Annotated in this window: 13 protein-coding genes; 8 read left to right on the top strand and 5 right to left on the bottom strand. The window is 63.2% G+C overall.

Features of this window, described 5'->3' with window-relative positions; translation table 11 throughout:
* Positions 1-28: 28 nt before the first annotated feature.
* The 8 genes from accD to LPW30_RS06870 all read left to right on the top strand — a co-directional run bounded on the left by accD (position 29) and on the right by LPW30_RS06870 (position 8,566).
* Positions 29-1,012, top strand: coding sequence for an acetyl-CoA carboxylase, carboxyltransferase subunit beta (gene accD / locus LPW30_RS06905; RefSeq protein ID WP_238624225.1), 984 nt, complete (start codon positions 29-31; stop codon positions 1,010-1,012).
* Complete coding sequence (folC, locus tag LPW30_RS06900) at positions 1,009-2,322, top strand: bifunctional tetrahydrofolate synthase/dihydrofolate synthase (RefSeq protein ID WP_239680398.1); 1,314 nt, start codon at positions 1,009-1,011, stop codon at positions 2,320-2,322. Before accD ends, folC begins: the two co-directional genes overlap by 4 nt.
* A 94-nt stretch (positions 2,323-2,416) precedes the next feature.
* Positions 2,417-2,887, top strand: a complete 471-nt coding sequence (locus tag LPW30_RS06895; RefSeq protein ID WP_025281188.1) for a Dps family protein — start codon at positions 2,417-2,419, stop codon at positions 2,885-2,887.
* A gap of 91 nt (positions 2,888-2,978) precedes the next feature.
* Positions 2,979-3,563, top strand: coding sequence for an SPOR domain-containing protein (locus LPW30_RS06890; protein ID WP_025281189.1), 585 nt, complete (start codon positions 2,979-2,981; stop codon positions 3,561-3,563).
* An 83-nt stretch (positions 3,564-3,646) separates the two neighbouring features.
* On the top strand, positions 3,647-4,141 hold the full coding sequence (locus LPW30_RS06885; protein WP_239680397.1) for a CvpA family protein: 495 nt from the start codon (positions 3,647-3,649) through the stop codon (positions 4,139-4,141).
* A 51-nt stretch (positions 4,142-4,192) separates the two neighbouring features.
* Positions 4,193-5,701 carry an amidophosphoribosyltransferase gene (purF, locus tag LPW30_RS06880; RefSeq protein ID WP_238624228.1) on the top strand — a complete coding sequence of 503 codons (1,509 nt, stop codon included), beginning with the start codon at positions 4,193-4,195 and terminating at the stop codon, positions 5,699-5,701.
* Between the two features lie 112 nt (positions 5,702-5,813).
* Positions 5,814-6,365: a L,D-transpeptidase gene (locus LPW30_RS06875; protein ID WP_026623736.1), complete on the top strand. Its 552-nt coding sequence runs from the start codon at positions 5,814-5,816 to the stop codon at positions 6,363-6,365.
* 32 nt (positions 6,366-6,397) lie between these two features.
* On the top strand, positions 6,398-8,566 hold the full coding sequence (locus LPW30_RS06870; protein WP_239680396.1) for a malate synthase G: 2,169 nt from the start codon (positions 6,398-6,400) through the stop codon (positions 8,564-8,566).
* 171 nt (positions 8,567-8,737) lie between these two features.
* Here LPW30_RS06870 and LPW30_RS06865 read toward each other — a convergent pair whose 3' ends face one another.
* The 5 genes from LPW30_RS06865 to LPW30_RS06845 all read right to left on the bottom strand — a co-directional run bounded on the left by LPW30_RS06865 (position 8,738) and on the right by LPW30_RS06845 (position 14,184).
* Positions 8,738-9,688 carry an MBL fold metallo-hydrolase gene (locus LPW30_RS06865; protein WP_238624230.1) on the bottom strand — a complete coding sequence of 317 codons (951 nt, stop codon included), beginning with the start codon at positions 9,686-9,688 and terminating at the stop codon, positions 8,738-8,740.
* Between the two features lie 67 nt (positions 9,689-9,755).
* Positions 9,756-11,204 (bottom strand): bifunctional 2-methylcitrate dehydratase/aconitate hydratase, encoded by a 1,449-nt coding sequence (locus LPW30_RS06860; protein WP_239680395.1) that lies wholly within the window; start codon positions 11,202-11,204, stop codon positions 9,756-9,758.
* Between the two features lie 132 nt (positions 11,205-11,336).
* Complete coding sequence (prpC, locus tag LPW30_RS06855) at positions 11,337-12,488, bottom strand: bifunctional 2-methylcitrate synthase/citrate synthase (protein ID WP_239680394.1); 1,152 nt, start codon at positions 12,486-12,488, stop codon at positions 11,337-11,339.
* Positions 12,489-12,507: 19 nt separating this feature from the next.
* Positions 12,508-13,392, bottom strand: coding sequence for a methylisocitrate lyase (prpB, locus tag LPW30_RS06850; RefSeq protein ID WP_025281534.1), 885 nt, complete (start codon positions 13,390-13,392; stop codon positions 12,508-12,510).
* 66 nt (positions 13,393-13,458) lie between these two features.
* On the bottom strand, positions 13,459-14,184 hold the full coding sequence (locus LPW30_RS06845) for a GntR family transcriptional regulator (RefSeq protein WP_025281535.1): 726 nt from the start codon (positions 14,182-14,184) through the stop codon (positions 13,459-13,461).
* Between the last annotated feature and the right edge of the window lie 123 nt (positions 14,185-14,307).

Raw genomic sequence — 14,307 nt, 5'->3', positions numbered from 1 at the left:
CATCGATCCAACAGGATGACCGACGCCCATGAGCTGGTTTGAAAAACTCGTCCCTTCCCGGATCCGCACCGACGCCACCAACAAGCGTGCCGTGCCCGAGGGCCTGTGGCTGCGCTGTGATGGCTGTTCGGCCACCCTGTATCGCCCCGAGGTGGAGCGCAGCCTGGACGTGTGCCCCAAGTGCGGCTTTCACATGCGCATGAATGCCCGGCGTCGCCTGGAAACCTTCCTGGACGCCGGCGAACGCGAGGAGATCGGGGCCCAGATCGAGCCGGTGGACATGCTGCGCTTTCGCGACAGCAAGCGCTACAAGGATCGCCTGCAGGCGGCCCAGAAGACCACGGGCGAGAAGGACGCGCTGGTGGTCATGAAGGGGACGGTGCGGGACGTGCCTGTGGTGGCCGCGGCCTTCAACTTCAACTTCATGGGCGGCTCCATGGGTTCCGTGGTGGGTGAGCGTTTCGTGCGCGGCGTGAATACTGCCGTGGAACAGGGCGTCCCCATGGTGTGCTTCTCGGCCAGTGGCGGGGCCCGCATGCAGGAGGCCTTGTTCTCGCTGATGCAGATGGCCAAGACCAGTGCCGCCCTGGCGCGGTTGCGCGAGGCGCGCCTGCCCTATGTCTCCGTGATGACTGATCCCACCATGGGGGGGGTATCGGCCAGCCTGGCCATGCTCGGCGACATCAATGCCGCCGAGCCGGGCGCCTTGATCGGCTTTGCCGGCCCACGGGTCATCAAGCAGACGGTACGTGAAACCCTGCCAGAAGGTTTCCAGCGATCCGAGTTCCTGCTGGAACACGGCGCCATTGACATGATCATTGATCGCCGGGAAATGCGAAACCGTCTCTCCTCGGTGCTGTGCCTGCTGACCCACCGGCCTGGCCAGCCGGTTCCCGAGGCCGAGGCCTTCGACGAGGAGCTCGAACCGGAGAGGGTGGGGCAACCTCCCGAGGGTGTGGTCGATCCGTCTTCGGAGCAGGATAAGGCTGCGCAGGGGCCGGCCAGTTCATGAGTGAACCCGGCGCGCCCCGGCCGCGATTCGACAACCTGTCGGACTGGCTGGACTGGCAGGAGCGTTTTCACATACGCCCCATTGATCTGGGGCTTGAGCGGGTGGGGCGCGTAGCCGACCTCATGGGTCTGCGGCCGGCCTCTGCCCCGGTGATCACCGTGGGTGGCACCAACGGGAAAGGGTCGACGGTGGCGTTTCTGGAGGCCATCTACCGGGCCGCGGGCTATCGCGTGGGTGTTTACACCTCGCCTCATCTGCTGCGTTATAACGAACGTATTCGCCTGCAAGGCGAGCCTGTGGGGGATGGCCCCCTGTGCGAGGCCTTTGCCGCCATCGACCGGGCCCGGGACAACATCAGCCTGAGTTATTTCGAGTTCGGCACCCTGGCGGCCCTGTGGCTGTTCCGTCGAGAAGCCATGGATGTGATCCTGCTGGAGGTGGGGTTGGGGGGGCGTCTGGATGCGGTCAATATCCTGGACGCCCACGTGGCGGTGGTCACCTCGGTGGGGATCGATCATCAAAGCTGGCTGGGGGAAGACAGGGAAGCCATTGGTTTCGAGAAGGCGGGCATCTTTCGCGGTGAACAGCCGGCGGTGTGTGGTGATATGGATCCGCCCCGTCGCCTGCTGGAACACGCCGCCAGCCTGGACACCCCCCTGGCCCTGGCCGGCAGCGACTTTCATCCCGGACCCGTGGCCGAAAATGGTGTGTGGGATTATCACGGCATGGGCATGACCCTCACGGCGTTGCCGCCACCGGGCCTGGCCGGATCAGTGCAGCGCGGCAATGCCGCCACCGCCATCACCGCAGCCCTGCTATTGGAGGATCAGGTCCCCCTGACCGAGCGGGCGGTGCGTGAGGGGATCGCCCAGGCACGGCTGGCGGGGCGGTATCAGTGCCTTCAGCAGGACCCCGCAGTGTGGGTGGATGTGGCGCACAATCCACAAGGCGCCCGCATCCTTGGGGGGCACCTGGCGGATGAGCCCGTCAAGGGCCGCACTCTGGCCGTCATGGCCGTCATGGCCGACAAGGATGTGCCGGGAATTCTGGAGCCATTGAGATCGTTGGTGGATGCCTGGTACCTGGGGGCGCTGGATGTTCCTCGAGCCCTGGCGCCCGAGGAACTGGCTGTCCATCTGGAGGGGGCAGCGCCGGTGCAGATCCAGGCCAGCGTTGCCGAGGCCTGCGAGGCGGCGCTTTTGCAGGCCAGCCCCGGGGATCGCATTATCGTCTTCGGTTCCTTTCATACCGTGGCCGCCGTGTTGCAGGCCCCGTTCCCCTGGGCCGATGCACCCTTGAAGAGCGCCTGATTCGCCCATACCTTGGTATGGGTGAGGGTGGTTTTTGATTGACCCATCCCTCTCGTTGATTCAAATCCGTCCGTTTAGCAAGGAGAACAAACCAGTGAGCAAGATCGATATCGGCATCAATGAACAGGACAGACTCAGTATTGCCGAGGGCCTCAAGCGCCTGCTGGCCGACTCCTACACCCTGTACCTGCAGACCCACAATTTCCACTGGAACGTGGTGGGCCCGCAGTTCCGCGAACTGCACCTGATGTTTGAGGAACACTACACCGAGCTGGCGACCGCGGTGGACGATATCGCCGAGCGTATCCGCACCCTGGATGTGGTGGCTCCAGGCACCTACAAGCAACTGGCTTCCCTGAGTTCCATCGAAGAGGTGGAGGGCGTACCTGCCGGTCGGGAGATGGTGGACATCCTCACCGACAGTCACGAGAAGGTGGTCAAGTGCTGCCGCGATGTCCTCAAGGTGGCGCAGGAGGCCGATGACGAGTCCACCGCCGCGCTGGTGTCGGATCGTATGCGGGTTCATGAAAAGACCGCGTGGATGCTGCGGGCACTGAACCAGTAACATGCGGCCTTTGGCTGCAGTGCCCGTGGGCCGGATCTCTTGCCTTGAGGTGAGGGGCCCGGCCCGTGGCTTTTGAGATGATGGGCAACACGTGGAAGCACCCCTGAAACAACGTCTGTTGGGTGCCACCGTCCTGGTGGCCCTGGCCGTGATCTTCCTGCCCATGCTGCTGGATGGCTCCGGGCGGGAGGCTCGCCTGGACACCACTCAAGCCATTCCCCCGGAACCGGTCTTTGATCGCCCGACCACGGCGGCAGCGCCCCGTGGCGACGCAACCGTGGCACCCGATGTATCCACACCGCGAATGCTTCAGGCGCCCGCCCCCGGGTCGGCGCGTGAGCCTCAGGCGCGTCCCCTGCCGGATAACGCCGCGTCGCAACCGGCGCCTTCGGCGGAATCCCGTCCGCCGGCACGTCCTCAGCCTGGCAGCACGCCGGTGGCCGGCGGCTGGGTGGTGCAGGTGGGCAGTTTCAGTCAGGAGTCCAATGCCCGGGCCGAGGCCGAGCGCCTCAGGCAGGCAGGATTCCCGGCCTTTGTGGAACGCACCGAGGCAGAAGGGCGATCTCTCTTCCGGGTGAAGGTGGGCCCCGAACTGGAGAGGCGCGCTGCCCAGGCCCTCAAGGCGCGGCTCGAACGGGAACAGGAGCTACCCGGTATCGTTGTGACCCATCCGTGATCGGGTTATTTTTCGGGCAAATGGCCATCCGCGCCTTCGATCTTTGTTAAAATCCCGTTCATGTTCCTGCAATCTTCAAGACAATGATCTGGATTGATTTGGTTATCGTGGCCATCATCGTCGTCTCGGCGGTGATCAGCCTGTTCCGAGGGTTCATCAAGGAGGCCATTTCCCTGGCCACCTGGGTGCTGGCCTTCCTGGTGTCGCTGACCTACGCGACCCCCTTCTCCGAACACCTCCCCCTGGGCATCGAAGATCCTACCCTGTTGGTGGGGATCGCCTTTGCCATTCTCTTCATCCTTACCCTGATTGTGGGTGGGGTGGTGAATCTGCTGGCGAGCCAGTTGGTGAAAAAGACGGGCCTTTCGGGCACCGATCGCAGCATCGGGGCTGTTTTTGGCCTGGCGCGCGGCGTGGCCATTGTGGCCGTGGTGGTCCTGATGGCGAGCCTGACCGTCGTGCCCCAGGAGCTCTGGTGGCAGGAAAGCCAGCTACTGCCCCAGTTTGAACGTATCGCACTGTGGATGCGTGATTTCCTGCCCCAGGATATCGCAGATAATTTCTCCTTCGGGGACTGACCCCCGGATTGGGTTCCCCCGCTCTTTTTTGAATCTTCAAGAGGCCTTCCCATGTGCGGAATCGTCGGAATCGTCGGTCGCAGCCCTGTCAATCAGGCGCTGTACGACGCCCTGTTGGTATTGCAGCACCGGGGTCAGGATGCGGCCGGCATCGTCACCTGTGACCTGGAGGGTCATCTGCATCTGCGCAAGGACAACGGCCTGGTCAGGGACGTCTTTCACGAGCAGCACATGCGCAACCTGACCGGCCCCATGGGGATCGGCCATGTGCGTTACCCCACCGCCGGCAGTGCCTCCTCCGCCGAGGCCCAGCCCTTCTACGTGAATTCCCCCTACGGCATCACCCTGGGGCACAACGGCAACCTCACCAACGCCAGTGACCTCAAGCGCGAGCTCTTCCTCGAAGACCGCCGCCACATCAATACCGAATCGGACTCCGAGATCCTGCTGAACGTGCTGGCCCAGGAACTGATCCGCCAGGACGGTCTGGCGGTCACTCAGGAGGAGATCTTCAACGCCGTGAGCGGCGTGCATCGCCGCTGCCAGGGGGCCTATGCCGTGGTGGCCATGGTGGCCGGGCGGGGTGTGGTGGGCTTTCGGGATCCCCACGGCATCCGTCCGGTCGTTTTCGGTCGACGGGAAACCCCGGAGGGCCCCGAATACATGGTGGCCTCGGAAAGCGTGGCCCTGGACACCCTGGGTTTTGAACTGGTGCGGGATCTGGACCCGGGTGAAGCGGTCTATATCGAGATGGATGGCACCGTGCACACCCGCCACTGCGCCGAACAGGCCACACTCTCTCCGTGCATCTTCGAATACGTGTATTTTGCCCGCCCCGACTCGGTGATCGATGACGTGGTGGTGCACCGGGCGCGCATGCGCATGGGCACGCGTCTGGGCAAGAAGATCCTGCGGGAATGGCCGGATCACGACATCGACGTGATCATCCCCATCCCGGATACCGGGCGCACGGTGGCCATCGAGATGGCCCATGAACTGAACGTGAAATACCGGGAAGGCTTCATCAAGAATCGCTACATCGGCCGCACCTTCATCATGCCGGGTCAGACCCAGCGACGAAAATCGGTGCGCCAGAAGCTCAATGCCATCGGGCTGGAGTTCAAGGGCAAGAACGTGCTGCTGGTGGATGACTCCATCGTGCGCGGTACCACCTCCCGGGAGATCGTCATGATGGCGCGTGAATCCGGGGCCCGTAAGGTCTACTTTGCCTCCGCCGCGCCGCCGGTGCGCTACCCCAACGTGTATGGCATCGACATGCCCGCCGCCCAGGAACTCATCGCTCACGGACGCAGCGAGGACGAGGTCTGCCAGGCGGTTGCCGCCGATAGATTGATCTATCAGGATCTGGAAGACCTGGTGGGTGCCGTGCGCAAGGGCAATCCGCGCCTGGAAGATTTCGATTGTTCCGTGTTCACGGGTGAATACGTCACCCAGGTCAGTCGTGATTATCTGGCCCATCTGGAGGAACGTCGCAATGACCTGGCCAAAAAGAAAAAGGAACGCGAATACGCCAACCTTGATCTGTACAACAACGCCTGATCTCATGTTGCGCCGCATCCAGACCATGGCCATGCTGGTGTTGTGTCTGTTTGCCTTCGGCCCCATGGCGGGCGCAGGCTGGTACGTGGAAACCTTCGATACGGAACGCGAGATGTCGCCCTGGTATCAACCCGTGCTCAAGCGATTGCAGTCGGATTTCCCCGAATTCTTCGTGGCCGACCCGGTGGCGGTGGTGCGGATTGATGAACAACGCCTCTATCTGATCCGCCAGGGGCAGATCCAGAGGGAATATCCTATTTCCACATCCCGCCACGGCATCGGCAATCAGGACGGCAGCTTCCGTACGCCGCTGGGGGTGCATCGGATCCACAGCAAGTTCGGTGATGGCGTGCCCAAGGGCACGGTGTTCAGGGCCCGCGAGAACACGGGCAAGATTGCGCCCATCGTGACTGCGCCCGAGCGCACTCCCGGTGATTACATCACGACCCGCATCCTCTGGCTTGAAGGGCTTGAGGATGGCGTGAACCGGGGAGAGGGGATCGATTCCTTTTCCCGCTACATCTATATCCATGGCACCGACGAGGAGGGGCTGATCGGTCAGCCTGCCTCGGAGGGCTGTGTGCGCATGACCAATGCGGATGTGATAGAACTGTTCGAAACCATGCCAGAGGGCACGCTGGTCGTGATCCAGTCGTCGCCCTGAAAGCCCAAGCCCCAGGAAGCAGAGGACAGCATATGAGCGAGTACGTCACGGCGGGTCAGTTGCAGGTTGCCGCCCAACTGCACGATTTCATCAACCAGGAAGCCCTGCCGGGCACGAATGTCTCTGCCGAGGCCTTCTGGGGTGGCCTGGACCGGATCGTTCATGATCTGGCCCCCCGAAACCGTGAGTTGCTGGACAAGCGCGATGCCATGCAGGTGTCCATTGACGACTGGCACAAGGCGCATCCCGGCCCTGTGGATATGCAGGCCTACCAGGATTCCCTGCGGGAATCCGGCTACCTGTTGCCCGAAGGCGAAGATTTCCAGGTTACCACGTCCAATGTGGATGCCGAGGTGGCCAGCCAGGCCGGGCCACAGCTGGTGGTGCCGGTGATGAACGCCCGCTATGCCCTGAATGCCGCCAATGCCCGCTGGGGTAGCCTTTATGACGCCCTCTACGGTACGGACGCCATTGCCGATGCGGATGGCTGTGAGCGCGGGGCCGAGTACAACCCCCGCCGTGGTGCCAGGGTGGTGGAGTTCGCGCGGCAGTTTCTGGATGACGCCGCACCCCTGCAGCAGGGCAGTCATGGTGGCTCCAGGGGCTATGCCGTGGTGGATGGGGTGCTGCGCGTCACGTGTGCCGATGGCAGCGAGACCGGCCTCAAGGTACCCGTGCAGCTCAAGGGCTACCAGGGCGATGCGTCGGCCCCCAAGGCGGTACTCCTGGAGCACAACGGCATTCACTTCGAAATCCAGTTTGATGCCGAACACCCCATTGGCAAGACCGATTCCGCCAGCATCAAGGACATACTCATGGAGTCGGCCCTGACCGCCATCATGGACTGCGAGGACTCGGTGGCCGCAGTGGACGCGGAAGACAAGGTGGTGGTCTACCGTAACTGGCTGGGCCTGATGAAGGGTGACCTGTCCACCACCTTCCAGAAGGGTGGCAAGAGCGTGGAGCGCTCCATGCACCCGGACCGGGAATACACCACGCCGGAAGGCGGTCGCCTGGTGATGCAGGGCCGCTCGCTCATGTTCGTGCGCAATGTGGGTCACCTCATGACCATTGATGCCGTGCGTGACAAGGATGGCCAGCCCGTTCCCGAGGGCATTCTGGATGGGATGATCACCAGCCTGATCGCCTTGCATGACCTGAACAAGACCACCGGCCTGCGCAATTCCCGCAGCGGTTCTGTATATATCGTCAAGCCCAAGATGCACGGCCCGGAAGAGGTGGCCTTCACCAACGAACTCTTCGGGCGCGTCGAGGATGCCCTGGGCATGACCCGTCACACCCTGAAGGTGGGGGTGATGGACGAGGAGCGGCGCACCACCTTGAACCTCAAGGCCTGCATCCGCGAGGTGAAGGAGCGCATCGTTTTCATCAACACCGGATTCCTGGATCGCACCGGGGACGAGATCCACACCTCCATGGAAGCCGGCCCCATGATTCGCAAGGCTGCCATGAAGAACTCCCGCTGGTTGCAGGCCTACGAGGACTGGAACGTGGATGTGGGTCTGGCCTGTGGCCTCAAGGGGCATGCCCAGATCGGCAAGGGCATGTGGGCCATGCCTGATCTGATGGCCGACATGCTCAAGCAGAAGGTGGGACATCCCAAGGCCGGTGCCAACACCGCCTGGGTGCCGTCCCCCACGGCCGCCACCCTGCATGCCCTGCATTATCACCAGGTGAACGTGGCCGACGTGCAGGCCCAACTGGCCGGTCAGCGCCGCGCGCGGCTGGAGGATATCCTCACCATCCCGGTGGAGGCCGATCCCCAGTGGAGCGCCGAGGAGATCCAGCAGGAACTGGACAACAACGCCCAGGGCATCCTGGGTTACGTGGTGCGCTGGATCGACCACGGCGTGGGTTGCTCCAAGGTGCCAGACATCAATAATGTGGGACTGATGGAGGACCGGGCCACCCTGCGTATCTCCAGCCAGCACATCGCCAACTGGCTGCATCACGGCATCTGCAGTGAGGCTCAGGTGGTGGAGACCCTCAAGCGCATGGCCAGGGTGGTGGATGAGCAGAACGCCAGTGATCCCACCTATCACCCCATGTCGGCGAACTTCAATGCCTCGGTGGCCTTCCAGGCGGCTTGTGATCTGGTCTTCAAGGGCCGCGAGCAACCCAGCGGCTATACGGAGCCGGTACTTCATCAGCGCCGGATCGAGGCCAAGGCAAGGGTCTGATGGACTCAGCGCCGGCAGGCTGGATTGTGCGTTGACGCATCGATGTTGACGTGTCGATGTTGGCGTATCGAAAAAGGGGGCGGCCCATGGGCCGCCCCCTTTTCAATGGTTCAATCTCTTCAATGGTTCAATTCAGTTGACCGGTCAATTGTCCGGTCTGGCTGTCGAGGCTCATTCGTGATCCAGCCAGAACTCCAGGCCCTGCACATTCAGTTCCACATCCATCCCCAGCAGCTCCCTGACCCGAGGTTCCGGCATGTCGCAGCCGTGGGTCCGCAGACGCTTCACCAGCAAGGCCATCATGCCTTCCACCAGGGCCTCGTGCCGACCCTCGCCGGCGTCCGCATGCGCACGGGCCATGTCCACGTAGGCATCGATCATCTCGTGCTGCTCCGCCTGCAGGCGCGATAGATCGTTCACGCGCCCATAGTGGGTGAGATACATGGCGTCCAACCCCTGATCCACCAGGCGATCCACTGAGGCATGCAGGGCATCGGGGTCGAATTGCACCGGGGTGGTGGTGGGCAGGGCGAAAGCGCCACGGTCCGTATCGAATTCACGATAGGACAACCCGAACGTATCTCCGCTGAAGGCCCCATGCCCGGCCTCGTCCACCACGCTGAAATGGTGCTTCGCATGTCCTGGGGTGTCCAGGAAGGTGAGGGTGCGGCCATTGAGTGAGACCGTGTCGCCGTCCTGGGCCTGAATGACCCGCTCTTCGGGGATGGGCAGGATCTCACCAAACATGCGCGCCATGGCCTCTTCCCCATAAACGGCCGTGGCGCCGGCGATGAGCTTGGAGGGGTCGATCATGTGCCGGGCACCCCGAGGGTGGATCACCAGCCGGGCCTGGGGCAGGTGGCTCATGAGTGCGCCGGCACCGCCGGCGTGATCCAGGTGGACGTGGGTGGGGATCACATAGTCCACCTGATCCCGGGTGATGCCCTTGTGCTCCAGCACTTCCAGCAGCCCAGGTACGGACAGGGCAGTACCCGTCTCCACGAAGGCGGCACGATCCCCTTCCTGAATGAGATAGCAGGCGGCCAGACCGGGGCGCTGGATCTGTGCGTCGATCAGGGTGATCCCGTGGCCCAGTTCCTGGTATGTCGCTGCTGGTGGCATGAAAAACCTCCTGGAATGTCTTGTGGGTGGGCTTGCAGGTGGGCGTTGGGGGTAGGGTGGTCGGGGTTCAGATCATGAAACGGTCCATGAACTCATGTACTGGCGTGTTGTTCAGGCGATTCGCATCGGTGCACAAAGCCAGGATCTCCTGGGCCTGCCCCTTGGGGAAACGCCCACGCAGGGCGTTCTCGAACTTGCGTTCCAGTTCCGGAAGGCCCTCGTCGCGGCGGCGCCGGTGGCCGATGGGGTATTCCACCTCCACCTTATCGGTCTGACTGCCGTCCTTGAAGAACACCTGCACTGCGTTGGCGATGGAGCGTTTTTCCGGGTCGTGGTATTCACGGGAATAGCGCTCATCCTCCACCACATGCATCTTCTCGCGCAGTACATCGATGCGCGGGTCAGCGGCCACGTCGTCCTCGTAATGACGGGCGGTCAGTGCCCCGAAGATCAGAGGCACGGCCACCATGTACTGCAGGCAGTGGTCCCGGTCGGCGGGATTGTACAGGGGGCCTTGCTTGCTGATGATGCGGATGGCCGAATCCTGGGTGGTGAGTTCCACCCGGTCGATCTCGTCCAGGCGATCTTTCACCTCATCGTGCAGCGCCAGGGCGGCCTCCACTGCCGTCTGGGCGTGGAACTCGGCCGGAAAGCTGATCTTGAACAGGATCTGCTCCATCACGTAGCTGCCATAGGGCCGCTGGAACCGGAAGGGCTGACCCTTGAAGAGGACGTCATAAAAGCCCCAGCGCGGCGCACTGAGCACGCTGGGCAGGCCCATCTCGCCCTTCATGACCATCATGGCCAGGCGTACGGCGCGACCACAGGCATCGCCTGCAGCCCAGGACTTGCGTGAGCCGGCATTGGGGGCATGGCGATAGGTGCGCAGGGCTTGTCCGTCCACAAAGGCCTGTGAGACGGCGTCGATCACCTGATCGTGCCGGGCGCCGAGCAGATGGGCGCTGACGGCAGCAGAGGCCACCTTCACCAGCACCACGTGGTCCAGCCCCACCTGGTTGAAGCTGTTCTCCAGGGCCAGCACGCCCTGGATCTCGTGGGCCTTGACCATGGCCTGGAGTACCTGGCTCATGGTGAGGGGAGGGTGGCCGTTGGCCACGGCCTGTCGGCTCAGGTGATCGGCCACGGCGAAGATGGCCCCCAGGTTATCCGAGGGATGCCCCCACTCGGCCGCCAGCCAGGTGTCGTTGAAGTCCAGCCAGCGCACCATGGCGCCGACGTTGAAGGCCCCCTGGATGGGGTCCAGCTGGAACGAGGTGCCAGGGATGCGGGTGCCGTTGGGCACGATGGTGCCGGGGACAACGGGCCCCAGGTGTTTGGTGCATTCGGGATATTGCAGGGCCAGCAGGGCGCAGGCCAGGGAGTCCATGAGGCAGTGGCGTGCGGTGTCCAGGGCCTCGGGGGAGGTGATGGGGTCGCCGCAGACGTAATCGGCGATGGCGACAAGTTCTGGATCGGGTTCGGGGCGAAGGTTGGTGTCGGCGGTGCTCGCGGTCATCGGTCATTCCCCCTGGTTTGGGTGGTCATGTGGCCGCCGGCGCCCTCACCCCGACCCCTCTCCCCCTGGGGAGAGGGGCTTCAGTGTCCCTTCTCCCCTCTGGGGAGAAGGGCCGGGGATGAGGGGAGAGCATCAACCCCGCTGGTTCATCGGCGCCCAGGCCCGGTTTTCCGGGCCGATGTAGTTGGCGCTGGGACGGATGATCTTGCCGTCCTGGCGCTGCTCGATCACGTGGGCCGCCCAGCCGGCGGTGCGGGCGATCACGAAGATCGGGGTGAACAGCGGTGTGGGGATCCCCATCATGTTGTAGGAGACCGCAGAGAACCAGTCCAGGTTCGGGAACATCTTCTTGGCATCCCACATGACCGTTTCCAGACGCTCGGCCACTTCGTACATGCGCATGTCACCCTGCTGCTCCGACAGACGGCGGGCCACTTCCTTGATCACCTTGTTACGCGGATCGGAGATGGTGTACACGGGATGACCAAAGCCGATCACGATTTCCTTGCGGGCCATGCGCTCACGGATGTCTGCCTCGGCCTCATCCGCATCATGATAACGCTGCTGGATGTCGCAGGCCGCCTCGTTGGCGCCGCCATGCTTGGGACCACGGAGGGCACCGATGGCGCCGGTCAGGGCCGAGTAGATATCGGAGTTGGTGCCGGCGACCACGCGGGAGGTGAAGGTGGAGGCGTTGAACTCGTGCTCGGCGTACAGGTTCAGGGAGGTGTGCATTGCCCGCACCCACTCCTCGGGGGGCTTGCGACCATGCATCAGGTGCAGGAAGTGGCCGCCCATGCTGTCATCGTCCGTTTCCACGTCAATGCGACGGCCGTGGTGGGCGAAATGGTACCAGTACAGCAGCGCCGAACTCAGGCAAGCCAGCAGGCGGTCGGCAATCAAACGGGCGCCGGCCACGTTCATGTCTTCCTTTTCCAGCTCCAGGGTGCCCAGCATGGACACGGCGGTGCGCATCACATCCATGGGGTGGGCTGAGGGCGGGATCTGCTCCAGGGTGACGCGCAGCGCGGCGGGCAGGCCGCGCATGGAGCGCAGCAGGGCCTTGTAGCGCTCAAGCTCGGCGCGGTTGGGCAGGGTGCCGTGGACCAGCAGGTAGGCAATCTCCTCGAATTCCGCCTCATCGGCGAAATCCAGGATGTCATAACCACGGTAGTGCAGGTCGTTGCCGGTGCGGCCCACGGTACAGATGGCGGTATTGCCCGCGACCGTGCCCGACAGGGCAACGGACTTCTTCGGCTTGGGCTTGTTCTCGGTTTCACTCATTTTGCGGTTCTCCGTCTTCTTAGCCGCCTTTGCGGTATAGCTGGTCCAGTTTCTCTTCGTAGGCGTGATAGCCCAGATGCTCGTAAAGCTCGGCGCGGGTCTGCATGGTGTGCAGGGCGGCTTCCTGCGTGCCATCCCGGCGGATGGTCTCGTAGACATTCAGCGCCGCCTTGTTCATGGCGCGGAAGGCGGATAGCGGATACAGCACCAGGCCTACGCCCACGCTCTTTAGTTGTTCGGTGGTGAACAGCGGGGTGCTGCCAAATTCCGTGATATTGGCCAGCACGGGCACGTCCACCGCGTCCACGAACTGCTGATACTGTTCGAGGGTGGTCATGGCCTCGGGGAAAATCATGTCCGCGCCGGCCTCCACGCAGGCCTTGGCTCGCTCGATGGCCGAGTCAATGCCTTCCACGGCCAGGGCATCGGTCCGGGCCATGATGACGAAGTCCTGGTCGCGGGCGTCGGCAGCGGCCTTGATGCGGTCGACCATCTCTTCCTGGGTGACAATCGCCTTGCCGGGGCGGTGACCGCAGCGCTTGGACTGCACCTGGTCCTCGATGTGGCAGCCGGCGGCGCCGGCGCGGATGAGTTCCCTCACTGTGCGGGAGATATTGAATGCGCTGGAGCCAAATCCGGTATCGGCATCCACCAGCAGCGGCACGTCGGTCACATAGGTGATGCGGCGCACGTCCTCCAGGACATCATGCAGGGTGCTGATGCCCAGATCGGGCAGGGCCAGGGAACCGGCGGCCACGCCGCCTCCAGAGAGGTACAGGGCCTTGTAGCCCACGTGCTCGGCCATCATGGCGTGATAGGCATTGATGGCGCCCACCACCTGCAACGGTTGCTCTTCCTGTACGGCGGCACGCAGGCGCGCCCCGGGCGTGGATGGATCGCTCATGTGAACTCCTGAAACCAAAGGAATGAAAAACGAAAGGTATGCGTGCAGACCCGCTCCAGTAGCGGGCTATCCGGTGGCACCCAGGTCCTGACCCTGACGCCGGGTCAGCGACGCTTGAGCATCGAACAGCATCTCCACGTTCACCCGTGAACTGCGAATGTGACGGCGCATGATCAATTCGGCCATTTCCGGGTCCCGGTCGGCGATCGCCTCGACGATGTGGCGATGCTCGCGAAAGGCAATCCTCGCCCGGGAACTGGCCATGCCGAACTGGTATCGATACATGCGCATCAGGTGGTACAGCTCGTTGCACAGAAACTGGATCAACCGGGCATTACCGCTGGCCTTGATGATCCGGTAATGAAAATCCAGATCGCCTTCCTTTTGAAAGTAGGCGATGCCGTCCTTCACGTCGGCCCGTTGCTCGTGCTGCTTGAGCAACTGGCGCAGGCTGTCGATTTCCGTGGCGGGCATGCGCTCCGCCGCAAGCCGGGCCGCCATGCCCTCCAGGGCCTCCCGCAGCAAATAGAGTTCCAGCAGGTCTTCCTGGCTGAGGGAGACCACCCGGGCCCCCACGTTGGCGCGTCGTTCCACCAGATGACAGGCCTCGAGGCGGCCCATGGCATCCCGCAGTGGACCGCGGCTGATACCGTATTCAGTGGCCAGTTCCGGCTCGCTGATCTTGCTCCCGGCCGGGATCTGGCCTTCCACGATGGCCTTGCGCAAGCGGGAGAAGACCCGATCGGCAATGGTCACGCCCTGTTCGCCTGGCTGCTCGGTATACGGTGGCATGGGTGGGTCCGGATTGTTAACAATATTAGGTTAACAGTATGGAAAGCAGGGGTAAAGGGGAAAGGTTTGCTGACAATTTGCCTTCACCCCTCACCCCAACCCCTCTCCCCTGAGGGGAGAGGG

Source organism: Ectothiorhodospira variabilis (genome assembly GCF_022227625.1).
GTDB lineage: Bacteria > Pseudomonadota > Gammaproteobacteria > Ectothiorhodospirales > Ectothiorhodospiraceae > Ectothiorhodospira > Ectothiorhodospira haloalkaliphila.
The sequence above is the reverse complement of the archived record's forward strand: the minus strand, read 5'-3'. Positions and strand labels throughout refer to the sequence as shown.

Excerpts from the sequence above, each read along its gene's own strand:
- accD (WP_238624225.1), top strand. The coding sequence starts at position 29 with ATGAGCTGGTTTGAAAAACTCGTCCCTTCCCGGATCCGCACCGACGCC.
- folC (WP_239680398.1), top strand. The coding sequence starts at position 1,009 with ATGAGTGAACCCGGCGCGCCCCGGCCGCGATTCGACAACCTGTCGGAC.
- LPW30_RS06885 (WP_239680397.1), top strand. The coding sequence starts at position 3,647 with ATGATCTGGATTGATTTGGTTATCGTGGCCATCATCGTCGTCTCGGCG.
- purF (WP_238624228.1), top strand. The coding sequence starts at position 4,193 with ATGTGCGGAATCGTCGGAATCGTCGGTCGCAGCCCTGTCAATCAGGCG.
- LPW30_RS06875 (WP_026623736.1), top strand. The coding sequence starts at position 5,814 with ATGTCGCCCTGGTATCAACCCGTGCTCAAGCGATTGCAGTCGGATTTC.
- LPW30_RS06870 (WP_239680396.1), top strand. The coding sequence starts at position 6,398 with ATGAGCGAGTACGTCACGGCGGGTCAGTTGCAGGTTGCCGCCCAACTG.
- LPW30_RS06865 (WP_238624230.1), bottom strand. The coding sequence starts at position 9,688 with ATGCCACCAGCAGCGACATACCAGGAACTGGGCCACGGGATCACCCTG.
- LPW30_RS06860 (WP_239680395.1), bottom strand. The coding sequence starts at position 11,204 with ATGACCGCGAGCACCGCCGACACCAACCTTCGCCCCGAACCCGATCCA.
- prpC (WP_239680394.1), bottom strand. The coding sequence starts at position 12,488 with ATGAGTGAAACCGAGAACAAGCCCAAGCCGAAGAAGTCCGTTGCCCTG.
- prpB (WP_025281534.1), bottom strand. The coding sequence starts at position 13,392 with ATGAGCGATCCATCCACGCCCGGGGCGCGCCTGCGTGCCGCCGTACAG.
- LPW30_RS06845 (WP_025281535.1), bottom strand. The coding sequence starts at position 14,184 with ATGCCACCGTATACCGAGCAGCCAGGCGAACAGGGCGTGACCATTGCC.